Source organism: Nocardia sp. bgisy118 (genome assembly GCF_057708605.1).
In genome coordinates, this window is the sequence record NZ_JBYISM010000019.1 from 37,725 (window position 1) to 63,457 (window position 25,733).

Sequence of the window (25,733 nt, forward strand, 5' to 3'; positions counted from 1 at the left end):
TCGCGGTGCGCGCATGACTGTGCTGCCCGAGAACCCGCTCGTCTCGGACGTCGCGATGATGCGCGCCGCGCTCGACGCGGCCGCGGCCGCCGATCCGCGCGATGTGCCCGTCGGTGCGGTGGTCTTCGACGCGTCCGGTCGCGAGCTGGCCCGCGCCGCCAACGCCAGGGAGGCGCTCGGCGACCCGACCGCGCACGCCGAGGTGCTCGCGCTGCGCCGCGCCGCCGCGGTGCACGGGGACGGCTGGCGGCTGGAGGGCGCGACCATGGCGGTCACGCTCGAGCCGTGCACGATGTGCGCGGGCGCGCTCGTCCTCGCGCGGGTCGGGCGGCTGGTGTTCGGCGCGTGGGAGCCGAAGACGGGCGCCGTCGGCTCACTGTGGGACGTGGTGCGCGACCGTCGGCTCAATCACCGCCCGCAGGTCCGCGCCGGCGTCCTGGAACCGGAATGCGCCGCCCTCCTCGACAACTTCTTCCGCACCCAGCGCTGAGCCCACCCCCGTTTACCGGGGCTTACCGGGCCCGCGGCAGCGGGACCGCCCCCATTTATCGGGGCCGCGGCAGCGGGACCGCCCCCGCGGCAGCGGGACCGCCCCCAGCCGATTTAGCGATCCGGACCGGGTCAGGTAACCTAGTCGGCGGTGGCGTGTCCGAGCGGCCTAAGGAGCACGCCTCGAAAGCGTGTGAGGGGTAACCCCCCTCCGAGGGTTCAAATCCCTCCGCCACCGCCAAAGCCCCTCACCCGTTCACTCGGGTGAGGGGCTTTTCCTTTGCTCGGGCAGCGGCCTGATCACAGGTATGACTCGGTCATACCTGTGGGTAGAATGGCCTCATGGCCAAGATCACCATCAGCATTCCCGACGACATCGCCGAGAAGGCGAATCACGCGGTAGCCGCCGGACTGGCGGGTTCGGTGTCGGCCTACTTCACCCAGCTCGCGCAGCGCGAGCCGGATTGGGCCGCCGCCGCCGAGATCATTGCTGAACTTGCCGCCGAGGCCGGTGTCACCGACGCCGACCGGGCCGAGGCCGCCGCCGCATTCACCGCCGCCGAGAACGCCGCCGCTGCTGACGCTCTCGGCGGTGCCGCGTGATCGTCGTTCTCGACTCCGGTGCACTGATCGGGCTGGAGAAGCACAGCGCCGCAGCGGTGGCCGCCCTCGAGTACGCCCAGCGCAACAACTACGACATCGTTGTGCCCGCAACGGTTCTCGCGCAATGTTGGCGCAACAGCCCCCGGCAGCACGCAGTGTCTCGGCTGTTGAAGACTCGTGCCCTCCGCGTGGTGGACCTCACCGAGGCGCATGCCTACGCGGTCGGGAAATTGCTCGCCGACACCGGTACGGCCGACGTGGTGGACGCTCACGTGACAGTCCTGGCGCGAGCGCTGCGGGCAACCCTGGTGCTCACCTCCGACCCCGACGACTTGAAGGCTCTCGACCCGGCGGTACGGCTGCACATGGTGTAGGAGTTACGTCGATGGCGGCCGGTCGTGGTAGCCCTCCGATCGGCGGTCGACTCACCCGACCGCTCGGATGAAGGGCTTTTCGGGCCGACCTTTCTTTTCCGCGTCGTCCTGGGCGGCGAGTAGGTCGTCGCCGTTCTGGAGGATCCATTCGCCCATGGCTTTCATCGGGCCGTCGACCAGGCTCGCTCCCAACCTGGTCAGGCCGTATTCGACGCGGGGTGGCGCCTCGGGGAATCGGTGGCGCTCGATCAGGCCGTGGTCGAGCAGGCGGTGCAGCGCCTCGGTGAGGGCTTTGTCGCTGACTCCGCCGATGTCGGCGCGCAGGTCGCTGCGGCGGCGGGGGCCGGTGTGCAGGGCGACCAGCACGACCGGGTCCCAGGTGCGGGCGAACAGGTCGGTCGCCGCTCGCACCCGGCAGTCCGCGACCAGCTCTCGGCGTCGGTCCTGGTAACCGCTCATGTCCCCGATGATCGCCCCTTGTCACGCACCGATCGGTGCGTATCGGTTTCCCTACCGTAGCCGTCGACCGAATGGATGCGACAAGGGAGACATGATGCGGATCGGGATTCTCGGCACGGGCACGCTGGCCGCCGCGCTGGGCGGCTGCTGGACGCGGGCGGGACACCACGTCACCGTCGCGGGGCGATCGCAGGACAAAGCCCGGACGCTGGCTGCTCGTCTGGGTGGCGGCGCCCGAGCGACCACGGTACGCGAGGCCGTCGCCGGGGCCGATGCGGTGCTGCTCGCGGTGGCCTGGGACGGCGTGGCCGACATCCTGCGCAGCGCCGAATCCGCCACGGGGACACTCGCGGGCACGACGCTGATCGACCCGACCAACGCCGTCGATCACGGGGTCGGTGTGCTGTCCACGCCGCCCGGCGGGTCGGGTGCGCAACGCGTGGCCGAACTCGCGCCGGGTGCCCACGTGGTCAAGGCGTTCCACCTCTTCCCCGCCGAGCAGTGGGGTGAGCTGCCCGGCCACCCCGTGACCGTCGCGATCTGCGGGGATCATCCAAATGCTTTGCGCGTCACCGAGACCCTGGTTCGCGATGCCGGTGCGGAAGCCGCCGTGCTCGGCGGGCTCGACCGTGCCAGGCAACTGGAAGAAGCGGCGGGCTTCGTTATCGCCCTCGCGTTCAAAGGCTTCGACCCGCGCGCCGCGGTGCCGCACGTACCGGCGGGCGCTCGAGCGGTCCCGTAGTCGGCGCCACGGACGACAAAAGGCCCCCGCCCGGCAGCGCGGGCGGGGGCGAGTGGGCGGATGTCGGCTGGTGTCCGATTCGCGCGGTAGAACCTCGAATTCCGGGTATACGCGGAACAGATGGAAGCGGGAAGGGATGTGACGCCTAATGCGCCGCCGAGCCGTCCGCGTGGGAACGATGCGCGAGAGTTACATGAGAATCGGAAGTCTGATCGTCTTGATCTGGTTGTTGATCGGAGTGGCCGCCTGCGTCCAGCGCGACTACTTCGACAGCGGCCCGGTCAATTGCGCCGGTGCAGGCACGATCGCGGTCACGGTGATCGCGGGTCCGCTCAACTACATGGGCGTGAATCCGAAGGTCTCGGATTGCAATGTGCCGCAGCCGAGTCCGTAGTCGGCGCGGGTAGCGCGCCGGGCGACGGAACCATGGCCCCGCCGGTCTTCTCGACCGCCGGGGCCGATTCGTTCAGCGGGCAGCCGCGGCCAGATCCCGCGGTCGCGGGGCAGGTGATGCGCTGTCGGCCACCGTGTGCCCAGCCTCGTGCGGCGCTGCTACGGGCCTTCGATCGGCCGCGAAATAGGCCGAGCCCGCGGCGGCCACGACCACGATCGCGACGCCGCCCCACTGCGCCGCGTGTAGACCCTGGCCCAGCAACATCCACCCGGCCAGCGCGGCGGCCGCCGGTTCCAAACTCATCCACACCCCGAACACCGACGCGTTGATCCGCCGCAGCGCGGTCAGCTCGATGGCGTGCGGCACCAGCGACGAGCACACCGCGATCACGGCGACCCCGGCCAGCAGCAGCGGGTTCAGCAATGCCGAACTGCCTTGCGCCACAAGGAAAGGCAGCACGATGACGCCGCTGAACGCCATGGCCAGCGCGAGCCCGTCGTGGCCCGCGGTGTGCCGCCCGACCACCGAGCTACAGGCGATGTACGCGCCCCACCCGGCGCCGCCGAGCAGGGCGAACAGCACGCCGGTCCACGACATCGGTCCGCCGGAATCCATGAGCAGCAGTACGCCCGCTCCCGCGAGGAGCACCCAGAACGCGTCGCGCGGCTTGCGTGATCCGAGTAGGGCGACGGTGAGCGGGCCGAGGAATTCGATGGTGACCGCGACGCCGAGCGGAATCCGTTCGATAGCCGCGTAGGAGCAGAGATTCATTGCGGCGATGGCTATTCCGAGCCCGGCGATACCGGGCAGCGCGTGGCGAGGCACCCGGAGCGCGGGCCGCCAGAGCAGCAGGGCGAGCACGCCGGCGACGGCGATGCGCAGGCAGGCGACCACGTCCGCGCCGCCCGCGAGCGGGAACAGCTGTTTGGCCACAGCCGCGCCGACCTGGATGGAGACCATCGCGCCGAGCACCAGCAGTGGCGCGGGCACCCGATCGATGGGCGTTCGAGTGGTGAGAGGGGGGAGTGTGCGCAGCGGTATCTGTTCGACCGAAGTGACGACCACGAGCCAAAAAGCTAGGTGTGCAAAGTAAAAGAATTTTGACTGCCCGGTTGCCGCACCCGCCTTCCTTCGTTGCGAAATGTCGCCCGAACTGTGGCCGAGCGCACTGGGAGTAACCGCGGGGCATGAGGGTATCTCCCCCCTTACGCCAGTCGGCGCGAGTGTGGAAGGAAGCGATGACTATGCGCGAGCGAGTGACTCACGGGCGGGCTGCGCGCGAATCCGGGATGCGGTGGTTCAGTCTGCTGCTCCTGGTGTGGTTGGCCATCGGCATGATCGCCGCAGGCCAGCGGCAGTACTTCACCAGCGGGCCGATCAACTGCGCCGGATTCGGCACGATCGCGCTGACCGCGGTCTCCGGCCCGCTGAATTACATGGGACTCAACCCCAAGGTGTCGAACTGTACCGTGCCGCGGCCGAGTGAGTGACTCGGTAGCAACCCGGTAGCGCCGGGCGGTCAGCTACCGGTTGCCGGGCGTAGCTTCGCCTTCGATCCGGCCATCGCTGGGCCGTGGGCGGCTGCGTCCGGGACGAGAACGGACCCACGCCGAACAGGTGCGGAGCCGATTCGACCGCGCGGGGGTCAGTCGCTGACCGCGACGGACTCCCGCGCGGCGCCCGTCCGGGCTCGCAGCTCGCGTAGCCGCGCGCCCTCCACGTCGATATCCGGCACGATCTTGTCCAGCCACTTCGGCATCCACCACGCCCACTCGCCCATCAGCACCAGCAGCGAGGGGATCAGCACCATCCTGACCAGGAAGGCGTCGAGCAGCACGCCCGCCGCCAGCGCGAAACCCATGGACTTGGCGGTCGGGTCGGATTCCAGCAGGAACGAACCGAACACGGAGATCATGATGATCGCCGCCGCGGTGACCACGCGCGCGCCGTGGTGGTAGCCGTTGACCATGGCCTCCTTGGGCGAGGCGCCGTGCACGTACTCCTCGCGCATGCGGGTCACGAGGAACACCTGGTAGTCCATCGCCAGGCCGAACACCAGACCGATCAGCATGATGGGCAGAAAGCTGACGATCGGATGCGGATCGTCGATCAGCCCGAGCTCGCCGTCCTGGAAGATCAGCACGGTCGCGCCGAACGTCGCGGCCATGGAGAGCAGGAACCCGAGCGCGCCGGTCAGCGGCACCAGAATCGAACGGAACACCAGGATCAGCAGGACGAAGGCCGCCCCGGCGACGATCGCCATGTAGGGCACGATCTTGCTGAGCAGCACGTGGTCGATGTCGGCGTAGATGGCGGTGGTGCCGGTGATGCCGTATTGGATGCCGTACTCGGCCTTCAAGCCTGCTTCGGCTTCGCGGGCGTCGCGCACCAGATCCTTGGTGGACTGGTTGTTCGGGCCCGACTTCGGCACGCCGTCGAGCAGCGCTCCGTTGCCGTCCCGGCTCAGCGTCGGCTCGGTCACGTAGTCCATGTCGGCGTAGGAGATCAGCTTGTCGCGCAGTGCGTTCAGCGCTTCCGCCCGGCGATCCACGGGCACGTCGGTGAGGTCGACAGCGACGTTGAGCACCCCGTTGCTGCCTTCGCCGAAGCCTGCCGTGCGCAGCTCGTAGGCCATTCGCACGGTGGAGGTCTTGGGCATGCTGTTTTCGCCGGGCAGGCCGAGGTTCAGTCCGGCCGCGGGCGCGGCGAGCAGGCCGAGCACCACGACGCTGAGCACCAGCGTGACGGCCGGAACGCGGCCGATCAGCCGGGCGACGCGCATGCCGTTGGTGATGATCGAGTCGTCCTCCGGGTCGTGCGTGGCGATGAACGGCAGCTCGGGCTTGAAGAGGAACCTCCCGAGCGCGCCGAGCAGCGCGGGCATCAGCGTCAGCGCGACCAGCACCGCGAAGGCCGCCGCGATCGCGCCGCCGAGACCCATGAACGTCAAGAACCTGACGCCGACGACGCTGAGCCCGACGAGCGCGATGATCACGGTCAGCCCCGCGAACACCACCGCGGACCCGGCAGTGCCCAACGCGGTGCCTGCGGCTTCCTCGGCCGAATCCTGCACGGCGAGTTCGTGTTTGTACCTGGACACGATGAACAGCGCGTAGTCGATGGAGAGCGCGATGCCGATCATCGAGGCGAGGAACGTGGTGAAGCTGGGGATGGACAGCACCGAGGTGCCGAGCAGGATCAGCGATGTCGCCGCCCCGAGGCCGACGATCGCGGTGACGATCGGCACGAAGGCCGCCACGAGGGCGCCGAAGGCCACGATCATCACGATCAGCGCGACGCCCATGCCGATCATCTCCGACTTGCCGCTCGGGACCTGTTGCTCGATCGCGATGGTTCCGCTGAGCTCGACGGTCAGCCCGGCGTTGCGCGCGGCGTCGGCGGCGTCGTAGGCGGCCGCCCGATCCTCGGCGGTGATGTCGGCGAACTCCTTGATGGTGAACGGCACGCTCACGACCGCGACGGTGTCGGGCTCGGTCTTGTTGAGCACGTTCAGCGGCGCTCCGCTACAGGTGGAGACGTTCGGCTCCGGCACGAGGCAGCCCATCTGCTTGGCCGCGGCGACCGGGTCGACCAGCGGCTTGGCGTGGTCGACGATGCCGAGGCGCTGCAAGCTGCCGATCAGCGCGACGACCGCCTCGTGATTCACCGGGTCGGTGAGCTTCTGCCCCTCGGGCGCGCCGATCACATACGTCCCGGTGACGGCGTCGAACTCGAACGCCGCGGACATGCCGGGGAAGTGTTCGTCGAGGATTTTCGTCGCCCGCTCGGACGGCAGGTTCGGCAGGCTGAAGTCGTCGGTCATCGGCTCCTTCAACTGCGTGCCGAGCGCGGCGAGGAGCAGGAAGAGGACGAGCCATACCGGCAGCACGATCCACTTGCGGCGGAAAGCGAATTTTCCCCACCGGTACAGATACACGGACAACGGGTTCTCCTCGCGGTGATCGGGTCGAGCCGGTTCGGGCACAAGCGCGCGGGCTCACCCGCCGCGCATTCACGAACTACCGCCGCCGCGCCGATGCGCAGGCGGTCAACCGAGCAAAGAGTCGAACACCCCGAGTCTGCTGCGGACCGAGCGCGAGATCAAGAACCCCCGGAAACACGTCGGCCCCGCACCCAGACCAGGGTGCGGGGCCGACGGTCGGCGGAATCCGATCAGCTCACGGCGACCGGTTCCTTCTTCAGCTCGACGGACTTCCGCTGCAGTTCACGCAGCTTGGTGCCCTCGACATCGATATCGGGCACGATCCGGTCCAGCCACTTCGGCATCCACCAGGACCACTTGCCCATGATCACCAGCAGCGCCGGGATCAGGACCATGCGGACGATGAAGGCGTCGAACAGGACACCTGCCGCCAGCGCGAAACCGAAGGTCTTCGCGGTCACGTCCGTCTCCAGGATGAAGGAGGCGAACACCGAGATCATGATGATCGCGGCGGAGGTCACCACGCGCGCGCCGTGGTGGTAGCCGGCGACCACCGCTTCCTTGGGCGACTTGCCGTGCACGTATTCCTCGCGCATGCGGGTCACCAGGAACACCTGGTAGTCCATGGCGAGACCGAAGACGAGGCCGATGAGCATGATCGGCAGGAAGCTGACGATCGGCTGCGGATCGTCGATCAGGCCGAGCCTGCCCTCCTGGAAGATCAGCACGGTCGCGCCGAAGGTCGCGGCCATGGAGAGCAGGAAGCCGAGCGCCGCGGTCAGCGGAACCAGGATCGAGCGGAACACCAGGATCAGCAGGATGAACGCGGCGCCCGCCACGATGGCCAGGTACGGCGCGATCTTGCTGAGCAGCACGTGGTCGACGTCGGCGTAGATGGCGGTGGTGCCGGTGATGCCGTACTCGATCCCGTACTGCGCCTTCAGCTCCGCCTCGGCATCGCGGGCGTCGCGCACCAGGTCCTTGGTGTCCTGGTTGTTCGGGCCCGACTTCGGCACGCCGTCGAGCAGCGCGCCCGCCTTGTCCTCGCCGCTGAACTGCGGTTCGGTGACGTAGTCCATGTTGTCGTAGGACGCGAGCCGATCGCGCAGGGCGTTGACCGCCTCGTCGCGCTTCTCCGGTGCGACGTTGCTCAGGTCGACCGCGACGTTGAGCACGCCGTTGCTGCCTTCGCCGAAGCCTTCGGTGCGCAGTTCGTAGGCCTTACGCACGGTGGAGGTCTTGGGCATGCTGTCCTCGCCGGGCAGGCCGAGGTTCAGTCCGGCCGCGGGGGCGGCGAGCGCGCCGAGCGCCACGACGGACAGGATCAGCGCGACCCACGGCGCCTTGCCGATCAGGCGGCCGAAGCGCATGCCGTTGGTGACGATGGCGTCGTTCTCCGGGTCGTGCTTGGCGACCAGCGGCAGCTTGGGCTTGAACAGGAACCGGCCGAACGCGCCGAGCAGCGCGGGCATCAGCGTGGTCGCGGTGATGACCGCGAAGCCTGCCGCGATCGCGCCGCCCAGGCCCATGAAGGTCAGGAACTCGACGCCGACGATGCTGAGCCCGGCCAGGGCGATGATCACGGTCAGGCCGGCGAACACCACCGCGGAACCGGCGGTGCCGAGCGCGGTGCCCGCCGCCTCTTCCGGCGAATCCTGTACGGCGAGTTCGTGTTTGTACCTGGACACGATGAACAGCGCGTAGTCGATGGAGAGCGCGATACCGATCATCGAGGCGAGGAACGTGGTGAAGCTGGGGACCTCGATGACCGAGGTGCCGAGCATGATGACCGAGGTGGCCGCGCCGAGGCCGATGATCGCGGTGACGATCGGCACGAAGGCCGCCACGATGGCGCCGAAGGCCACGATCATCACGACCAGCGCGACGCCCATGCCGATCAGCTCGGCGGTACCGCTCGGCTGCTCCTGAGTCTGGGCGATGGAACCGCTCACCTCGACGACGAGACCGGAGTTCCTGGCGTCGGCCCCCACGTCGTAGGCCGCCTTGCGGTTCTCCTCGGTGACGTCGGAGAACTTCGCGATGCTGAACGGCACACTGATGACGGCGACGGAGTTCGGGTCGTCCTTGCTCAGCACGTTCAGCGGTGCGCCGCTGCACTGCGAGGGATCGGGATTGGCCAGGCAGCCCATCTTGTCGGCGGCGTCGATCGGGTTCGAGATCGGCTTCTCGTGGTCGACGATGCCGAGCTCGCCGAGCTTGGCGATGAACGCCTCGACCGCCGCACGGTTCGCGGGATCGGTCAGCTTCTGCCCCTCGGGGGCGCCGATGACGTAGGTTCCGGTGACGGCGTCGAACTTGAACGCCTCGGACGCACCGGGGAAGTGCTTGTCGAGAATGTCGTTGGCTCGGGCCGAGGGCAGCTCGGGCATGCTGAAGTCGTTGCTCATCGGCTTGCTGAGCTGCGAGCCCAGGCCACCCAGGAGCACGAACAGGACAAGCCAGACCGGAAGCACTATCCATTTCCGGCGGAAAGCGAACTTTCCGAATCTATAGAGGTAAACGGACACGAGGGGTACTCCTAGCGATGACTGGGGCGTGCTGGATCGTGGCGTGCAGACAACACTCTCGCGGGGCTCCCTGCTGTCCCCGCCTCCATATACGCTTCTGCCTACCGTGCGGTAGGTAGACTACCGAGCGGGTAAGTGGAGGTACAACCTCAATTTTGGTGGCAACCTTAGCCCTGCGCAGGATTGATGAGAGGATCATCCAATGGCCGGACCCGACGCACCCGAGAGCGTTATCGCAGGTAGTGGCACTAAAATCGCGATTCGCGACGCGGCTGTGAAGCTATTCGGCGCCAAAGGATTCGAGCAGACGAGCCTTCGTGAGGTCGCGGATGCGGTCGGAATCACAAAGGCGTCGCTGTACTATCACTACCCCTCGAAGCTCGATCTGCTCCTGGCGATCATCGACCCGATCATCGATCATCTGCGCTCGGTCGTCGAGGACATCGACGCGGTCCCGCACAACGCCGAGGGCGTGCGCGCGGTGCTGCGCGGTTACCTGCGCGGGCTCATCCGGCACCGCGACGCGGGCGCGCTGTGCGTGCGCGACGCGGTGGCGATCGTCAACGCGATGGCCGACCGATATCCGGACCTGAGGGATTCCAACCAGGTGCTGCGCGATTGGCTGGCGGGCCCGAATCCGAACGACGAGGCGCGGGTGCGAGCCTGCGCCGCGCTCGAGGTGCTCGGGGTGGCGCTGATCTCGAAGGAGCTGGTGCCGGGCGCCGACGACTCGCTGCTGGAATCCACGCTGCTCGACTCGGCCACCTGCGTGTTGACCGCCTGCGGCACCGCGTAGATTCGAGCGCGTCGTCGAACACGCCTGGGAGTAGCCGTGCACATCACCGCGAAGGTCGATTACGCGGTGCGGACCCTGCTGGAGATCGCCTCGGCCACACCGGAGGCCAAGATCAAGGCGGACGCCATCGCGACCGCGCAGCGGATTCCGCCGAAGGTGCTCGAGACCGTGCTGGGGGAGCTGCGCCGCGCCGAGCTGGTCGTCAGCAGGCGCGGCCCCGACGGCGGCTACTCGCTGGCCAGGCCCGCGTCCGAGATCTCCATCGCCGACGTGATTCGCGCGGTCGAGGGCCCGCTCGCCTCGGTGCGCGGGCATCGGCCGGAGGACGTGAAGTATCCGGGTACCGCCGAACCGCTGCAGCGGGTGTGGATCGCGCTGCGCGTGAACATCCGCTCGGTGCTGGAGAACGTGACGATCGCCGACATCGTCGCCGACGGTTTGCCCGAGTTCGTGGAGGCGCTCACCGGTGACCCCGGCGCCTGGGCGCGGCGCTGAGCTGGGATTTCCGCCGGGAGAAAACTTCACGACAGCTGTCGGCGATTGCCGGTAGCCTGCCAAGCATCATGTTGATCAGACTGCTCAGGACCCATCTGTACCCCTACCGCGCACAACTGGCGGGGGTCGTTGCGCTCCAGCTGGTTTCGGTCATCGCGATGCTCTACCTGCCGAGCTTGAACGCCGATCTGATCGACGGCGGCGTCACCAAGGGCGATATCGGCTACATCTGGACCACCGGGCTGTGGATGCTCGCGGTCACCGGCGTGCAGATCGTCGCGTCCTCGGTCTCGGTCTATCTCGGCGCGCAGGCCGCCATGGGCGCGGGCCGCGATCTGCGCGGCGCTCTGGTGCACCGGGTCGGCACGTTCTCCGCCCGCGAGGTCGGCATGTTCGGCGCGCCCTCGCTGATCACCCGCAACACCAACGACATTCAGCAGGTGCAGCTGCTCATCGTGATGTCGGCGACCATCCTGGTGATGGCGCCGATCATGTGCGTCGGCGGCATCGTCATGGCGCTGCGCGAAGACCTGAGCCTGTCCTGGCTGCTGCTGATCGCGGTGCCCGCGCTGGCGCTGTCGATGGGGTTCATCGTGGCCAGGATGGTCCCGGGCTTCCGTGACATGCAGGAGCGCATCGACGGGGTCAACCGGGTGCTGCGCGAGCAGATCACCGGCATCCGAGTGGTGCGGGCGTTCGTCAGGGAGCGGCAGGAGACCTGGCGGTTCGGCCTGGCCAACACCGATCTCACCGAGGCCTCGTTGCGCGTCGGCAAGCTGATGGCGCTGATGTTCCCGCTGGTCATGCTGATCAGCAATGTCACAGCGGTGGGGGTGATCTGGTTCGGCGGGCACCTGATCGACTCCGGCGAGATGCAGATCGGCTCGCTCACCGCGATGTTGTCCTACATCATGCAGATCCTGATGGCGGTCATGATGGCATCGTTCCTCGCCATGATGGCCCCGCGCGCCGCGGTGTCGGCCGACCGGATCGGCGAGGTGCTCGCCACCGAGTCCTCGGTGCTGCCGCCGCGTCTGCCGCAGCCGTTCAAGGGCGATCCGGCGACGGTCGACTTCCAGTTCTGCGAGTTCGCGTTCCCTGGAGCGGAGAAGCCGGTGCTGCGCGCCATCCGATTCCAGGTGGAGCCGGGCACCATGACGGCCATCGTCGGCTCCACCGGCTCCGGCAAGACCACGCTGCTCAACCTGATCCCGCGGCTGATCGACGTCACCGACGGCGCGGTGTACCTGGGCGGCACCGACGTCCGCCACCTCGACCTGGAAGTACTGCGCGAACAGATCGGGCTGGTGCCGCAGAAGGCGTACCTGTTCTCCGGCACGGTCGCGAGCAACCTGCGCTACGGCAACCCGGACGCCACCGACGAAGAACTCTGGCGCTGCCTGGAGATCGCGCAGGCCGCCGACTTCGTGCGGGACATGCCGCAGGGTTTGGAGACGCCGGTCGCCCAGGGCGGCACCACGGTCTCCGGCGGCCAGCGCCAGCGCCTGGCCATCGCGCGTGCGCTGGTGCGCAAGCCGCGCGTCTACCTGTTCGACGATTCGTTCTCCGCGCTCGACGTCGCCACCGACGCCAGGCTGCGCGAGGCGCTGAAGCCGGAAACCAGGAACGCCTCGGTGATCATCGTCGCGCAGCGCATCGCCACCATCCGCGACGCCGACCAGATCGTGGTACTCGAGGACGGCGTGATGGCGGGCATCGGCACCCATGAACAATTACTGCGCGACTGTCCCGAGTATCAGGAGATCGTGGCGTCCCAGCTGAGTGCGGAGGAGGCGCGATGAGGCCAGGAGCTCCCACTCCCGGATCGCCGGACGCCAAGGCGAAATCGTTCGGGCCGTCGCTGAAGCGGTTGCTGCGCAGGCTGGCTCCCGAACGGTTCTACGTCTGGTGCATCGTCGGCCTCGCGATCGTCTCGGTGGTGCTCAACACCCTCGGCCCTTACCTGCTCGGCAAAGCGACCAACCTGGTCTTCGACGGCGTCGTCGGCAGGAACCTGGAGGCGATGCGCGGTCTGTCCAAGGAGCAGGCCGTCGAGCGGCTGCGGGAGAGCGGCAACGACACCCTGGCCGACATGCTCAACGCCATGAACGTCGTCCCCGGCGTCGGCGTGGATTTCGGCGCGGTGGGCCGGGTGCTGCTGGTCGTGCTCGCGCTCTACGCCGGCGCCTCGGTGTTCGGCTGGCTCCAGGGCTACCTGCTCAACATCGTCATCAACCGGACGGTGAAGCGGCTGCGCAGCGAGGTCGAGGACAAGATCCACCGGCTGCCGTTGCGCTACTTCGACTCTCAGCCGCGCGGCGACGTGCTGAGCCGGGTCACCAACGACGTCGACAACGTCTCGCAGAGCCTGCAGCAGACCATGAGCCAGCTGATCGTCTCGGTGTTCTCGGTGATCGGCATCCTGATCATGATGTTCTGGATCTCGCCGCTGCTGGCGCTCATCGCGCTGCTCACCGTGCCCGGCGCGATCGTCGTCACCGCGCAGATCGCCAAACGATCCAAGCCGCACTTCGTCGACCAGTGGAAGTACACCGGTCTGGTCAACGCCCAGGTCGAGGAGGCCTACACCGGCCACGAGGTGGTCACCGCGTTCGGCCGCGGCCGCGAGGTGAGCCGGGAGTTCGACGAGCGCAACCAGGCGCTCTACGAATCCAGCTTCAAGGCGCAGTTCATCTCGGGTCTGATCATGCCCTCGATCATGTTCCTCGGGAACGTGAACTTCGTGCTGGTCGCGCTGGTCGGCGGCCTGCGGGTGGCGACGGGTCACATCTCGCTCGGCGAGGTGCAGGCGTTCATCCAGTACTCCAGGCAGTTCAGTCAGCCGCTGACCCAGATCGGCGCGATGGCGAACCTGCTGCAGTCCGGCGTGGCCTCGGCCGAGCGGATCTTCGAGATCCTCGACGCCGAGGAGCAGAGCCCGGACCCGGTCATGGAGAACGTGCGACCGGTGGATCGCGGGCGGGTCGAGTTCGAGGTCGTCTCGTTCCGGTACGAACCGGAGAAGCCGGTCATCGAGCGACTCTCGCTGGTCGCCGAGCCAGGACACGTGGTGGCGATCGTCGGCCCCACCGGCGCGGGCAAGACCACGCTGGTGAACCTGCTCATGCGTTTCTACGAGCTGGACGCGGGCACCATCACCATCGACGACGTCGACATCACCGAGATCACCCGCGACCACCTGCGCTCGCGAATCGGCATGGTGTTGCAGGACACCTGGCTGTTCCGCGGCACCATCCGCGAGAACATCGCCTACGGCAATCCGAACGCGAGCGAAGCGGAGATCCTCGCCGCGGCCCGCGCCGCCTACGTCGACCGCTTCGTGCACGCGCTGCCCGAGGGCTACGACACGATCATCGATGAAGAGGGCTCGGGCGTCAGCGCCGGTGAGAAGCAGCTGATCACCATCGCCCGCGCGTTCCTGGCCAAGCCGTCGATCTTGGTGCTGGACGAGGCGACCAGCTCGGTGGACACCCGCACCGAACTGCTGGTCCAGCACGCCACCGCGGCGCTGCGCAAGGACCGGACGAGTTTCGTCATCGCGCACCGGCTTTCGACCATCCGCGACGCCGATCTGATCGTCGTGATGGAGGCGGGCCGGATCGTCGAGCACGGCACGCACGAGCAGCTGCTCGAGGAGCGCGGGGCGTACTACCGGTTGTACAGCGCCCAGTTCGCGGCCGCGGCCGCCGAGGCCTGATTCAGGCGCAGAGCTGGGGGAGCAGCGTCCGGTAGACCCACTCCTCCCAGCGCTGCGCCGACCAGCCCCTGGTGCGGACCAGCAGCAGGAACAGTTCGGTGCTGAGCAGGCCGTAGAGCAGGTCGGCCGCCTCGTCGGCCGAGACATCCTGGCGCGCACCGGGTTTGCTCATCAGCGCGGTGGCGGTGCGCAGTTGCACGGTGTAGCGCTGATCGGCCGGGTCGGCGGGCCACATCGCCGCGACCTCCGGGTCGGTCGCCGCGGCCGTCTCGATCACCTTGTGGATCGGTGCGATGCGTTCGAGCACCGGCCGGGTGCCGGTGATGTGCGCGCGCAGGTGCTCCGGCGCGGTCTCGGTGGCCAGCGCGGCGCGGAACCAGTCCCGTTCCATGGTCGCCACCGGTTCGTCGTCGCCGGCGATCGTGACGTCGACCAGTTCCTTCAGCAGGGTGCGCTTGTTGCCGAACCCGAAGTAGATGGTCTGCACGGCCACGCCCGCCCGCGCGGCGATCTCCTGCAGGTTGCTTGCGCCGTAGCCCTGTTCGACGAACAGCTCGCCCGCGGCGGTGAGGATCCGCCGCCGCGTCTCCTGGGCTTTGAGGGCCCGCTTGTTCGTCCCTTTGACGGCGCTCATGACTGGAGTTTAAGTCCAGTGAGTTGGTCGGACGCGGAACGCACAGGGCCGCCTGCGAGGATGAGAGGCGTGTCAGCTCCGGAATCGTTCTCGTTCACCGTCGGCGCCCGGCTGGAGGGACGGCACGGTCGCACGGGCGTCATCCAGACGCCGCACGGCGCGATCGCGACGCCCGCGTTCATCCCCGTCGGCACGAAGGCGACGGTCAAGGCGGTGCTCCCGGAGACGATGAGCGAGCTGGGCGCGCAGGCGCTGCTGGCCAACGCCTACCACCTCTACCTGCAACCGGGCGCCGACATCGTGGACGAGGCGGGCGGGCTCGGCGCGTTCATGAACTGGCCGGGGCCCACCTTCACCGACAGCGGCGGCTTCCAGGTGATGTCGCTCGGCGTCGGGTTCAAGAAGGTGCTGGCCATGGAGTCCGTCGACGTGCGCAGCGACGACGTGATCGCCGCGGGCAAGGAGCGCCTGGCCACCGTCGACGACGACGGCGTCACATTCCGCTCGCACCTGGACGGCTCCAAGCACCGGTTCACCCCGGAAGTCTCGATGGGCATCCAGCACCAGCTCGGCGCGGACATCATGTTCGCCTTCGACGAGCTCACCACGTTGCTGAACACCCGTGCCTACCAAGAGAAGTCGCTGCAACGCACGCACGAGTGGGCGCAGCGCTGCATCGACGAACACGAGCGGCTGACGGCGGCGCGCACGCACCGTCCGTACCAGGCGCTGTTCGCCGTCATCCAGGGCGCGCAGTACGAAGACCTGCGCCGCAAGGCATGCCGCGAGCTGGAAGCGGTCCGTGGCGCGGGCGGAACGGATTTCGACGGTTACGGCATCGGCGGCGCGCTGGAGAAGCACAACCTCGGCGCCATCGTCGGCTGGTGCTGCGATGAACTGCCGCAGGACAAGCCGAGGCACATGCTCGGCATCAGCGAGCCGGAGGACGTCTTCGTCGCGGTGGAGAACGGCGCGGACACCTTCGACTGCGTGAATCCGTCACGCGTGGCCCGCAATGCCGCCATCTACGTGGCCGAGGGCCGTTTCAACATCAACACCAGCCGGTTCCGTCGCGACTTCACCCCGATCGACGAGACCTGTGACTGCTACACCTGCGCGCACTACACCCGCGCCTACCTCCACCATCTCTTCAAGGCCAAGGAGATGCTGGCCGCCACGCTGTGCACGATTCACAACGAGCGCTTCACCGTTCGCCTGGTCGACCGCATCCGCGCCAGCATCGACGACGGCTGCTTCGACGAGTTCAAGGCCGAGACCCTGGGCCGCTGGCAGGGTCGCATCCGTACGCCCTAGCCACACCTGACCTGCTCGCCACACACGCTGCCTACGTGTCACAGCTCGGCCGACGCTGTGACGCGTAGGCAGCGTGTGTGGCGAGGGACAGGCGACGTGCTAAGCGTGCAGCGGGTCGGTCGAGCGCGGTGCGTAGCTCGGTTCGTGCTTCTTGAGCAGCGCGATCACCCGGTAGGTGATCGGCATGACGAGCACCTCGACCAGCGTCTTCCACAGGAAGCCGACGATCACGTAATTCACGAACTGCTGCCAGGTTTCGATGCCGATGGCCCCCGCGGCGATGGAACAGAAGATCAGGGTGTCGGCGAATTCGCCGACCACGGTGGAGCCGATCAGCCTGGCCCACAGGTGCTTCTCCTTGGTGCGCTCCTTGATCAGCACCAGCGTCGCGGAATTCAGCAGCTGGCCGACGAAATATCCGGCGAGACCGGCGATCACGAGCCGCGGCACCGGGCCGACGATGGTGCGCAGCGCCTCCTGGTTCTCGTAGAAGCTCGCCGAGGGCAGGCGGAGCGCGACGGCGAAGCACAGCACGGTCAGCAGCAGGGCGCCGAAGCCGTAGTAGATGGCGTGCCGGGTGGCGCGGAAGCCGTACACCTCGCTCAGCACGTCGCCGAGGACGTAGGCCAGAGGAAAGAGGAAGAACGCGCCGTCGGTGACGATCGGTAGGACCTGGAACGGCCCCACCGTCACCGATTCGTCGCCGAAGAATTCGACGCCCTTGGTCGCGCAGATATTCGAGATGATCAGCGTCGCGGTGAACAGCGCGACGATCAGCGGGTAGTACCCCCGCGCGACCTGGGCGAATGCCGCGTGGTCCGGCGCGGGGTGTCCAGACTCTTCGTGTTCTTCGGTTTTGTGCACATCACTCACGGGCATCATCTTCCCAGCTCGGACCCGGCCGCGTGGGCCTGTCGACATCTGCGGGCGCATACGCGTACCCCCGCTTTCGCCGCGGTCGTGCGCGGCTTTGGGCGGACCGCGTCCGCCTGCGCCCATTACGCTGTACCCATGACGAATCCCGGCGATTCCGACGAGTGGTGGAAGCAGTACGGCGGCCAAGGCGTGTCGCCGGACTCGGGCGCCCAAGGCTCGGTGCCGCAGTATCCGAACTCCGAACCGACCGGGTACCCCTCCGCCCCGCAGTACCCGCAGCAGCCGCCGCCGTCGCAACCGCAGCAGCCGCAGTACCCGAACTACCAGCAGCCCGCGGCCGGGTCGCCGTACCAGTCGGGTCCGGCGCCCTATCCGCAGCAGCCGAATTACGGTTACCCACAGGGTTATCAGCCGTACGGCGCGCCGCAGGGCGGGGGTTCCAACGGTCTGGCCATCGCCGCGATGATCGTCTCCATCGCCGGTGTCGCTTCCTGCTGCTTCCTGCTGCCGAGCATCATCGGCTTGGTGCTGGGCGTTGTCGCGCTGAATCAGATGAAGCAGTCCGGTAACTACGAAGGCAAGGGCATGGCCCAGGCCGGCGTGTGGGTCGGTGTGGGCGGCATCGTGCTCGGCATCCTGTACTGGGTGCTGAACATCATCGGCATCGTCGCCGGGGTATGAGTCGAAACGACCTCACGCGAAACGAATCAGGGGCGCCCCCGCAATGCGGGAGCGCCCCTGAACGCTTGCCGGGGTGGATCAGCCCTTGACGACCTGGGTGCCGCCCGCGAACTTGTCGTGCCAGCCCTGCTTGTTCGGGTCCTGCTCGATGCTCACCGCGATGTAGATCCCCAGACCGAACGAAGCCAGATTGCCGAGGCAATAGACCACGTTCACCGCGAGGAAGAGGTTGCGCTTGAGCGAGGTCACCGGGTCGATGTTGGCCGCGCCGCCGGGGCCGACCACACGCATGCCGAGGATCTTCTTGCCGAGGGTGGTGCCCTGCGTGGTCTCCATGCCCACGAAGTAGGCGGTGACCAAGGCGAAGTAGACGGCGAGCGCGAGGATCGACGAGATCAGGCCGGCGGGCAGGATGAACGACAGCACCCAGTACACGATGCCCGCCGGAATACCCGCGATGACGCTGTCGATCAGGCGCGCACCGAAGCGCGGCAGCAGCTCACCGGGCTGAGCGCCGGTACCGTAACCGCCCGCACCGTAGCCCTGTTGCTGCTGCGCGTACTGCGGCTGACCGTACGGGTCCTGGTTGTACTGCGGCTGCTGGCCGTACTGCGGCTGCTGCTGTCCGTAGGGATCCTGCCCGTACTGCGGCTGCTGCCCGTACTGCGGCTGCTGCTGCCCGTAGGGGTCCTGGCCGTATTGCGGCTGCTGCCCGTACTGGGGCTGCTGGCCGTACTGCGGCTGGCCTTGCGGGTACGGCTGGCCGTACCCGCCCTGGGGATTCTGGTTGGGGTCGTACCCACCGCTCGTCATGCTCTGTCCTCGTGGTGATCGGTTGATCAGTGGTCGATCCCGTACGTTACGGACACCCGCTGGGTTGCAACAACCCGTCGGCGGCCATGATCCAAGGTTCCTTGGGTAGTCGGGCCGGATCGAAATGTTCGAGGAGCTGCGACGGCGTGCTCGCGGCGTAGCCGAGCGAATCGGCGAGCACGGCCACCACTTGCTCGGGCGTGTTGCCGAGGGCGAGCCGGTCGGCGAGGGTCACCGCGCCGTCGCGTTTGGCCAACCGCATGCCGTTCTCGTTGAGCACCAGCGGCACGTGGGCGTAGTGGGGGCTGGGCACTCCGAGCAGGCTCGCCAGGTAGGCCTGGCGCGGGGTGGAAGGCAGCAGGTCGTCGCCGCGCACCACTTGGTCGATGCCCTGTTCGGCGTCGTCGACCACCACCGTGAGGTTGTAGGCGGGCGTGCCGTCGCCGCGGCGCAGCACCACGTCGTCGACCGGTCCGCGGTAGCGGCCGTGCAGCTGGTCGATGATCTCGAAGTCGGCGGCCGCGGCGACCAGACGCAGCGCGGCGGGCCTGCCCTCGGCGCGGCGCCGTGCGCGGGCCTCGGCGCTCAGGGTGCGGCAGATGCCGGGATAGGCGCCCATCGGTCCGTGTGGTGCGGTCGCGGCCTGCTGGATTTCCCTTCGGGTGCAATAGCACTCGTAGGTCAGGCCGGCGGCGACGAGCCGCTCGATGGCGGCGTCGTAGTGCGGCAGCCGCTCGGACTGGCGGACCACCGGGCCGTCCCAGTCCAAGCCGATGGCGTTCAGATCGGCGAGCTGGCGCTCCGCCGCGCCGGGACGCACCCGATCGAGGTCGTCGATCCGCAGCAGGAACCGCCGCCCGGTCGATCGCGCGAACAGCCAGGCCAGCAGGGCGGTGCGCAGGTTGCCCAGATGCAGGTCGCCCGACGGGCTCGGCGCATAGCGGCCCGCACCTCGGGTGAGAAGGTCGGGATGGGCGGGCGGCACGACTGCCATGGTAGGCGGCGGCGCTGTCGTCGCCGTCAGCCGCGCAGTCGCGGCTTGAGATCGTCCTCGGTGATCGCGGCGCCGGTGTTCAGCGCGGCGAGCAGTGTTTCGGCTCGCGCGATCAGGCCCGCGCCGTCGATGTCGTAGGGCAATGCGCGGTTCCGGAGTTCCGTCGAGTTGTCCGTACCGTCGTCGCGACTATCGCCGTCCGAATTGCGGCTATCGCCTGGTTCGTAGGCCCGCAGGCGGCCCACCGCCCGAGTGAGCAGGGTGCGCGCTCCCTTCGGATTACCGCGCTGTATGTGTGTCAGACCGACCGCGTATTGCGCGAGCCCTTGCCACAGCATCCTTTCGGCGAACGGTCCGTTCTTCCACGCGGCCTCCAAAACCTCATGCGCGTTGAATGCTAGACCGTCGTCCAGGAGTTGCTGGGCGAGGGTAAGTGTTTGCTGGGGTGGGAGATTCAGATCGTCCGGAATTCTCGGCACCCCCGCGCTACCCATCGGTAGCGGGCGGCCGAGGGGGTCTCGTGGGCGGGGATTGCGGGCGCGACCTGCCTCGTCGCGTGGGCGTTCGACCATAAGCTCCATGATGCACGCCGTGTCCAGACCGGGCGCGGGAGGTCTGCGTCAGGCGGCTTTCATTGACGGATCACGGACCAATCACGTCGGCACATATGTCTGCCCTCCGCCACTATTCGCGGGAAAGCCGGAGGCTGGCAATGTCTCCGCAACTTATCGACTTCGCAAGCTTGGCAAATGGGTTGGTTGAACCGGCAAGAGACCGGCAAATCCTTCATGGAACCTGCTAGGGTTTAGCCCGCAGGAGCAACCCCGGGGATGCATTCCCCGGAACTATCAGTGCGATACCGCGCACCGAGTAAATTGCGCGCTACTACCAGGCGCATCACGGGCATTCGGCGTTCCCGTCGGATGCCGGAGCTAGTTAGAACGATCTCAGTTGGAAATATTCTCGTTCTCGACGCAGCAAAGGAGCTAGTGCCGTGGAAGTTGATTTGACGGGGGCTGTGTGGCGTAAGAGCTCATACAGTGGCGCCGATGGGAACTGCGTGGAAGTGGCATTTCTCGGCGGCGGCAATGTGGCGGTCCGTGATACCAAGGACAAGGGCAGCGGCCCGGTTCTGGCATTCACCCCTGGTGAGTGGGGCGCATTCCTGAGCGGAGTATCGGCGGGGGAGTTCGACAGGGCCTGAATTTCGGGTCCGACGAGCTATCACGGGCCCCGGGTCGAAACAGGCTCGGGGCCTTCGCGCATTCGAATTCGATCGCCGGCTATTCGGTTTCGTCGCGGCCGTGTCCGTTTCCTGAGTTGCGGTCCTGATAGCGCCGCAACACCGCCAGCTGCCGGTGCTCTTCCTCGTGCTCGATGGCGAGGTTGCGGTTGGACTCGGCCACCGGATCGGCGCGCAGGAAGGCGCCCGTGCCCGGCTTGCCCGCCGAACCCAACCTGTTCATCTTCTTGGGCACCGCCGCGCCCTGGTACTCGAGCGGGATCGGGTGGCCGTGGTCGTCGACCGGGCCGAGCGGCTGGTGCACCTCGATGTACTCACCGTGCGGCAGACGTCTGACCACGCCGGTCTCGAGGCCGTGGTCGAGTACCGCGCGGTCGCTGCGTTGCAGGCCGAGGCACAGGCGGTAGGCGAGGAAGTACGCGATCGGCGGCCCGAGCAGGAGGCCGATGCGGCCGATCCAGGTCGTCGCGTTCAACGAGATGTCGAACTTGTAGGCGATGATGTCGTTGACGCAGGAGAGCGTGAGAACCACGTAGAACGTGATGGCCATGGCGCCGATCGCGGTGCGCACCGGCACATCGCGCGGACGCTGGAGCAGATTGTGGTACGCCTCGTAGTCCTTGGTGAGGCGCTTCTCGATCCAGGGATAGGCGAGCAGCATGGCGAACACCAAGCTCATGATCACCGCGACCCAGAACACGGCCGGGACCGTGTAGCGGCCCAGGTACAGCTCCCACGGCGGCATCAGGCGCGCCATACCGTCGGTCCACATCATGTAGAAGTCCGGCTGCGAGCCCGCCGAGACCTGGGACGGGTTGTAGGGGCCGAGGTTCCAGATCGGGTTGATCTGGAACAGGCCGCCCATGATGCCGACGATGCCGAGGGTGAAGGCGAAGAACGCGCCCTGATCCGCGGCGAACACCGGGACGATGCGCGCGCCGACCACGTTGTCCTCGGTGCGGCCGGGGCCGGGGAACTGGGTGTGCTTCTGGTACCAGACCAGCGCGATGTGCGCGGCGATGAGGGCGAGCATGATGCCGGGGAAGAGCAGCACGTGGGTGACGTAGAGGCGCGGGATGATGATGTCGCCGGGGAAGTCGCCGCCGAACATCAGCCAGTGCATCCAGGTGCCGATCACCGGGATCGAGATGGTGATGCCGGAGAACGCGGCCCGCAGGCCGGTGCCGGAGAGCAGGTCGTCGGGCAGCGAGTAGCCGAAGAAGCCCTCGAACATCGCCAGGATCAGCAGCAGTGATCCAAGTATCCAGTTCGCCTCACGCGGCTTGCGGAACGCGCCGGTGAAGAAGATACGGAACAGGTGCACGATGATCGACGCCGCGAACAACAGCGCCGCCCAGTGGTGGACCTGACGGACGAACAGACCGCCGCGCACCTCGAAGGAGATGTTCAGCGCGGTCTCGTACGCCCGGGACATCGTGACGCCGCGCAATGGCTGGTAGGAGCCGTTGTAGACGACCTCGGCCATCGACGGGTCGAAGAACAGCGTCAGATACACACCCGACAGCAACAGGATGATGAAGCTGTAGAGCGCGATCTCACCGAGCAGGAACGACCAATGGGTCGGGAAGACCTTGTTGATCGACCGCTTCATGAACGCCGCGGCGCGATATCGCTGATCCGCCGCATCAGCTTGTTCGCTAATTGTTCGCGCGAGCTCAATCGCCATGGCCGACACTCCGCCCCTGCGTGTGTGGAATGGGTCTACTACAGACGGTAGCAATATCTCGGCGCGGAATCGATAGTTTTCGAAAGCCCTTGTGATTCAAGATCATCAATGGCCCCCGCCACTGGCTGCTAGGCCGGTGGATTCCTGCCCATATGCGTACCCCCGTCTTCGCTGCGGCCATACGCGGCCAACGACGAACTTCGCCCGGCGGCGCCTATAGGCGTACCTCCGCATTCGCTCCGGCCATGCGCGGTTATCGACGGACTTCGTCCGGCAGCGCCCGATAGGGTCGGTGCGTGAGTTCGATGGCACCGCAGGACGCGACCATGTTCTGGCTGTCGGCCCGCACCCGCAACGATCTGTTCCTTGTCTACAGTTTCGCCGACGCGGGCGTGCCGACCGACGCCCTACGCGCCGCCGTGGCGGCGCGCAGCGCCCGGATTCCCGACCTGCGGGTCCGGCTCCGCGAGGCGCCCGCCGACCTCGCCTACCCGTCCTGGGTGCCGGGCGAATTCAGTGCCGATCAGTTCGTCGAACACCGGCTGCCCGGCCCGGACTGGGCCGCGGTGGAGACGGCGCTTGGCGACCTGCTCGCCACCGGCGTCGATGCCAGGGTCCATCCGTGGCGGTTGCACGTCTTTCGCGGCGTCGCGGGGGCGCCCATGCGGGGGTCGGACGAGGAGCTCGCCATCGTGGTGGTGTTGCAGATGTCGCATGCGCTGGCCGACGGGAAGCGGGCGGCGGTTATCGCTCGGGAGTTGTTCGGTGCGGGCGCGGGTCGTTCATCTGCCGTCGATGGAGGAACAGCGGGACGGGGCGCGGACGTGGCGGTTGCCGGCGGGGCCGGTCAGGCGGACGAGGCGGCCGCACGCGGGGGTGGTCAGGCGGACGAGGCGGCCGCAGGCAAGGGCGGTCAGGCGGACGTGGCGGCCGCACGCAGGGCCGGTCAGATGGACGAGGCGGCCGCACGCAAGGGAGGTCAGGCGGACGGGGTGGGTCACGAGGCTGATCGGCCGGAATCGGAACTCGGGGGCTGCCGAAGGGTGGACGAGCCGATCGGACGAGCCGGAAGCGGCGGGCGATGGATCGGAGTGTCCACAGCCTTCGGTGCGGGCGCCGAGCTGATCACGCGGCTGTGGGATTCGGCTCTTCTCGACGCGTTGCGTGGCGCCGTTCGGATCCCGGCCGGGATGGTGAACACGGCGGTGCGCGGGTATGGCGCGTATCGCGCGCAGACGGAACTGGCTCGGCTGACGGAGGTCGGACAGGTGCCGCCGCCGGGTCCCGGGTTCGCGCCGAGCATGGTGAACAAAGGTGGGGCCGAGGGGGTTATCGACCATCGTGCGCGGATGATCGTATGCACCGCGGACGAGCTTCGCGTTCCTGGTCGGACGATCACCGTCGTTGTGCTCACCGCCGTCTCCGTGGCACTCGCCGAATATCTTGCGGCGCACGGTGAACCGGCGGATCAGCTCGGCGCTCAAGTGCCGATGGCGCTACCGGAGAGCGATAAGACGTTGTCGCACAACAACTATCGGAGCCTCGGCATAAATCTCTTCGTCGACGAACCGGATCTGCGAGTGCGGGCCGACCGGATCGCCGCCGCGCTCGCCGACCGCCGCCTGCGCGCCCAGCATCCGCTGTTGTCCGCCCAGGACCGCGTCACCGCCGTCACCCCCGCGCCGATCCTGCGCCGCGACGTCGACCGCTATCCCATCGACACGGTGCCCGATTCCATCGCGGGCCACACGGTCGTCTCCAGCGTGGACCGCGGCCCCGCCGATCTGTCCTTCGGTGGCGGACCTGTCCGCTGCACCGGGGGCTTCCCCGCCCTCGGCGCGGTCATGCACCTCACCCACGGCGTGCACGGGCTCGGCGACACCGTCACGGTGTCCGTCCACGCCGACGCCGCGGTCGTCCCCGACGTCGACGAGTACGCGAATCTGCTCCGCGCTGCGTTGCGTGAGGTGAGCGCGGCGCTCGGCGAGGGCGGCGACCACTGAACCGCGATGTCGTCGGCTCGAACAAACCCGCCTGCTTCGCGAATCCGAGACAGGTGGCCCCGCGCAGCCGCTGATCAGTCGTTCTCCTCGGCGAGCCGATCGAAGACCCGCGTGTAATAGCCGATGAAGAACCGCCGCCCAGCCAGCCGCATCATCGCCAATGTGGCCTGGGTCGACGGATGCACCGCGGTGTTGTCCCACACCCCGTGCACATCGCTGCCACCGTCCTCGGCCTGCCGGATCGTCAGCTCGTGGAAGCCGCCCGGCGCCAGGTACTCGCTGTCGACCACGCGCATTCGCACCGTCCCCGGCGTCGACCAGTCGTAGCGCCAGCGCGCCGAGATCCTCGGAAAGTCCTGCCCCTCCACCACGTCCGCGGTGTGCTCACCCACCTCGAGCACCCGATACCGCCGCGCCGACAGCGCGGGCCACCGCCGCGGCCGCTCCGCGGAGAAATCGGTGAACAACTCGACCACCTGCTCCGGAGTCGCGACGGTATGCAGGTCGAACTCGAACCGAGTACGCATCTCGCCTCGCTCACCACCGAAGACGTGCAGAGCTCGAGTCTAGGCCCGCCCCACTCACCCCACCCCATTTCCTCTCTGCGCAGGGCAGCGGGTTCTGCGTGGCGGTTTCTCGAATCCTTCGACAGCGTGTGGGATGCGATCGAGGACACCCCACAGGAGGCGGAGAACATGCGGCTGCGGTCGCGGCTGATGATCGAACTGACCGAACGGATCACCGCCAAGGGCTGGACGCAGATGGCGGCGGCCGAGCGGCTGGGCGTGACCCAACCCCGGGTCTCCGATCTCATGCGGGGCAAGGTGCACTTGTTCAGTCTGGACTCGCTCGTCAACATGGTGACCGCGGCGGGCATGCACGTCGAGATGACGGTGAAACCGGCCGCGTGATCGGCCCACTCGGGCGCCGCCACCCATCGTCTTCCG

At 67.7% G+C, this 25,733-nt stretch carries 26 protein-coding genes and 1 tRNA gene; 16 read left to right on the plus strand and 11 right to left on the minus strand.

The window, feature by feature from the left end:
• Positions 1-13: 13 nt before the first annotated feature.
• From AC3EO7_RS22645 to AC3EO7_RS22660, 4 genes are all read left to right on the plus strand, one after another.
• Complete coding sequence (locus AC3EO7_RS22645; RefSeq protein WP_435592332.1) at positions 14-490, plus strand: nucleoside deaminase; 477 nt, start codon at positions 14-16, stop codon at positions 488-490.
• Positions 491-639: 149 nt separating this feature from the next.
• A tRNA-Ser gene (locus AC3EO7_RS22650) sits at positions 640-730 on the plus strand.
• Between the two features lie 101 nt (positions 731-831).
• Positions 832-1,092, plus strand: a complete 261-nt coding sequence (locus AC3EO7_RS22655) for a hypothetical protein (RefSeq protein WP_431966534.1) — start codon at positions 832-834, stop codon at positions 1,090-1,092.
• Complete coding sequence (locus AC3EO7_RS22660; RefSeq protein ID WP_431966536.1) at positions 1,089-1,466, plus strand: PIN domain-containing protein; 378 nt, start codon at positions 1,089-1,091, stop codon at positions 1,464-1,466. Before AC3EO7_RS22655 ends, AC3EO7_RS22660 begins: the two co-directional genes overlap by 4 nt.
• Before the next feature lie 51 nt (positions 1,467-1,517).
• Here the strand turns inward: AC3EO7_RS22660 and AC3EO7_RS22665 are convergent, their stop codons facing one another.
• On the minus strand, positions 1,518-1,925 hold the full coding sequence (locus AC3EO7_RS22665; protein ID WP_435592333.1) for a winged helix-turn-helix transcriptional regulator: 408 nt from the start codon (positions 1,923-1,925) through the stop codon (positions 1,518-1,520).
• Positions 1,926-2,019: 94 nt separating this feature from the next.
• Here AC3EO7_RS22665 and AC3EO7_RS22670 point away from each other — a divergent pair, with 94 nt between their 5' ends.
• Complete coding sequence (locus AC3EO7_RS22670; RefSeq protein ID WP_435592334.1) at positions 2,020-2,667, plus strand: NADPH-dependent F420 reductase; 648 nt, start codon at positions 2,020-2,022, stop codon at positions 2,665-2,667.
• Between the two features lie 193 nt (positions 2,668-2,860).
• The gene (locus AC3EO7_RS22675) at positions 2,861-3,061 is read left to right on the plus strand and encodes a hypothetical protein (protein WP_431966544.1); all 201 of its coding nucleotides are present in this window, start codon (positions 2,861-2,863) and stop codon (positions 3,059-3,061) included.
• Between the two features lie 72 nt (positions 3,062-3,133).
• Here the strand turns inward: AC3EO7_RS22675 and AC3EO7_RS22680 are convergent, their stop codons facing one another.
• Complete coding sequence (locus AC3EO7_RS22680) at positions 3,134-4,126, minus strand: EamA family transporter (RefSeq protein WP_431966546.1); 993 nt, start codon at positions 4,124-4,126, stop codon at positions 3,134-3,136.
• A gap of 179 nt (positions 4,127-4,305) precedes the next feature.
• Between AC3EO7_RS22680 and AC3EO7_RS22685 the strand changes: the two genes are divergently transcribed.
• On the plus strand, positions 4,306-4,551 hold the full coding sequence (locus AC3EO7_RS22685; protein WP_435592335.1) for a hypothetical protein: 246 nt from the start codon (positions 4,306-4,308) through the stop codon (positions 4,549-4,551).
• Between the two features lie 155 nt (positions 4,552-4,706).
• Here AC3EO7_RS22685 and AC3EO7_RS22690 read toward each other — a convergent pair whose 3' ends face one another.
• Positions 4,707-7,004, minus strand: a complete 2,298-nt coding sequence (locus AC3EO7_RS22690; protein WP_435592336.1) for an MMPL family transporter — start codon at positions 7,002-7,004, stop codon at positions 4,707-4,709.
• Between the two features lie 230 nt (positions 7,005-7,234).
• A complete protein-coding gene (locus tag AC3EO7_RS22695; protein ID WP_431966550.1) occupies positions 7,235-9,532 on the minus strand; it encodes an MMPL family transporter in 2,298 nt (765 codons plus the stop codon).
• Positions 9,533-9,734: 202 nt separating this feature from the next.
• Between AC3EO7_RS22695 and AC3EO7_RS22700 the strand changes: the two genes are divergently transcribed.
• The 4 genes from AC3EO7_RS22700 to AC3EO7_RS22715 all read left to right on the plus strand — a co-directional run bounded on the left by AC3EO7_RS22700 (position 9,735) and on the right by AC3EO7_RS22715 (position 14,541).
• On the plus strand, positions 9,735-10,328 hold the full coding sequence (locus tag AC3EO7_RS22700; protein ID WP_431966552.1) for a TetR/AcrR family transcriptional regulator: 594 nt from the start codon (positions 9,735-9,737) through the stop codon (positions 10,326-10,328).
• A gap of 36 nt (positions 10,329-10,364) precedes the next feature.
• Positions 10,365-10,823 carry an RrF2 family transcriptional regulator gene (locus AC3EO7_RS22705; RefSeq protein ID WP_431966553.1) on the plus strand — a complete coding sequence of 153 codons (459 nt, stop codon included), beginning with the start codon at positions 10,365-10,367 and terminating at the stop codon, positions 10,821-10,823.
• A 68-nt stretch (positions 10,824-10,891) separates the two neighbouring features.
• Positions 10,892-12,625 (plus strand): ABC transporter ATP-binding protein, encoded by a 1,734-nt coding sequence (locus tag AC3EO7_RS22710; protein WP_435592337.1) that lies wholly within the window; start codon positions 10,892-10,894, stop codon positions 12,623-12,625.
• Positions 12,622-14,541 carry an ABC transporter ATP-binding protein gene (locus tag AC3EO7_RS22715; RefSeq protein WP_435592338.1) on the plus strand — a complete coding sequence of 640 codons (1,920 nt, stop codon included), beginning with the start codon at positions 12,622-12,624 and terminating at the stop codon, positions 14,539-14,541. Before AC3EO7_RS22710 ends, AC3EO7_RS22715 begins: the two co-directional genes overlap by 4 nt.
• A 1-nt stretch (position 14,542) precedes the next feature.
• Here the strand turns inward: AC3EO7_RS22715 and AC3EO7_RS22720 are convergent, their stop codons facing one another.
• Positions 14,543-15,175 (minus strand): TetR/AcrR family transcriptional regulator, encoded by a 633-nt coding sequence (locus tag AC3EO7_RS22720; protein ID WP_431966559.1) that lies wholly within the window; start codon positions 15,173-15,175, stop codon positions 14,543-14,545.
• Between the two features lie 60 nt (positions 15,176-15,235).
• Here AC3EO7_RS22720 and tgt point away from each other — a divergent pair, with 60 nt between their 5' ends.
• A complete protein-coding gene (gene tgt, locus AC3EO7_RS22725; RefSeq protein WP_435592339.1) occupies positions 15,236-16,489 on the plus strand; it encodes a tRNA guanosine(34) transglycosylase Tgt in 1,254 nt (417 codons plus the stop codon).
• A gap of 99 nt (positions 16,490-16,588) precedes the next feature.
• Here the strand turns inward: tgt and AC3EO7_RS22730 are convergent, their stop codons facing one another.
• Positions 16,589-17,371, minus strand: a complete 783-nt coding sequence (locus AC3EO7_RS22730) for a queuosine precursor transporter (RefSeq protein ID WP_431966563.1) — start codon at positions 17,369-17,371, stop codon at positions 16,589-16,591.
• A 129-nt stretch (positions 17,372-17,500) separates the two neighbouring features.
• On the opposite strand from AC3EO7_RS22730, the gene AC3EO7_RS22735 reads away from it, so the two are divergent.
• Positions 17,501-18,046 carry a DUF4190 domain-containing protein gene (locus tag AC3EO7_RS22735; protein ID WP_431966565.1) on the plus strand — a complete coding sequence of 182 codons (546 nt, stop codon included), beginning with the start codon at positions 17,501-17,503 and terminating at the stop codon, positions 18,044-18,046.
• Positions 18,047-18,124: 78 nt separating this feature from the next.
• Here AC3EO7_RS22735 and AC3EO7_RS22740 read toward each other — a convergent pair whose 3' ends face one another.
• Genes AC3EO7_RS22740 through AC3EO7_RS22750 form a run of 3 tightly spaced genes read right to left on the minus strand, consistent with a single transcriptional unit; the run spans position 18,125 to position 20,425 of the window.
• Entirely contained in the window at positions 18,125-18,859 is a 735-nt protein-coding gene (locus tag AC3EO7_RS22740) for an RDD family protein (protein WP_431966567.1), read from the minus strand.
• A 46-nt stretch (positions 18,860-18,905) separates the two neighbouring features.
• Positions 18,906-19,853 (minus strand): tRNA glutamyl-Q(34) synthetase GluQRS, encoded by a 948-nt coding sequence (gene gluQRS / locus AC3EO7_RS22745; RefSeq protein WP_431966569.1) that lies wholly within the window; start codon positions 19,851-19,853, stop codon positions 18,906-18,908.
• A gap of 26 nt (positions 19,854-19,879) precedes the next feature.
• Entirely contained in the window at positions 19,880-20,425 is a 546-nt protein-coding gene (locus AC3EO7_RS22750) for a DUF309 domain-containing protein (RefSeq protein ID WP_431966571.1), read from the minus strand.
• Between the two features lie 422 nt (positions 20,426-20,847).
• Here AC3EO7_RS22750 and AC3EO7_RS22755 point away from each other — a divergent pair, with 422 nt between their 5' ends.
• On the plus strand, positions 20,848-21,057 hold the full coding sequence (locus AC3EO7_RS22755) for a DUF397 domain-containing protein (protein ID WP_431966573.1): 210 nt from the start codon (positions 20,848-20,850) through the stop codon (positions 21,055-21,057).
• 79 nt (positions 21,058-21,136) lie between these two features.
• Here AC3EO7_RS22755 and qcrB read toward each other — a convergent pair whose 3' ends face one another.
• On the minus strand, positions 21,137-22,783 hold the full coding sequence (gene qcrB / locus AC3EO7_RS22760; RefSeq protein ID WP_435592340.1) for a cytochrome bc1 complex cytochrome b subunit: 1,647 nt from the start codon (positions 22,781-22,783) through the stop codon (positions 21,137-21,139).
• A 305-nt stretch (positions 22,784-23,088) separates the two neighbouring features.
• On the opposite strand from qcrB, the gene AC3EO7_RS22765 reads away from it, so the two are divergent.
• Positions 23,089-24,786 (plus strand): wax ester/triacylglycerol synthase domain-containing protein, encoded by a 1,698-nt coding sequence (locus AC3EO7_RS22765; RefSeq protein ID WP_435592371.1) that lies wholly within the window; start codon positions 23,089-23,091, stop codon positions 24,784-24,786.
• Between the two features lie 74 nt (positions 24,787-24,860).
• Here AC3EO7_RS22765 and AC3EO7_RS22770 read toward each other — a convergent pair whose 3' ends face one another.
• Positions 24,861-25,313: a hypothetical protein gene (locus AC3EO7_RS22770; RefSeq protein ID WP_431966577.1), complete on the minus strand. Its 453-nt coding sequence runs from the start codon at positions 25,311-25,313 to the stop codon at positions 24,861-24,863.
• 126 nt (positions 25,314-25,439) lie between these two features.
• Between AC3EO7_RS22770 and AC3EO7_RS22775 the strand changes: the two genes are divergently transcribed.
• Positions 25,440-25,697 (plus strand): helix-turn-helix domain-containing protein, encoded by a 258-nt coding sequence (locus tag AC3EO7_RS22775; protein WP_435592341.1) that lies wholly within the window; start codon positions 25,440-25,442, stop codon positions 25,695-25,697.
• The last annotated feature ends 36 nt before the right edge of the window (positions 25,698-25,733 follow it).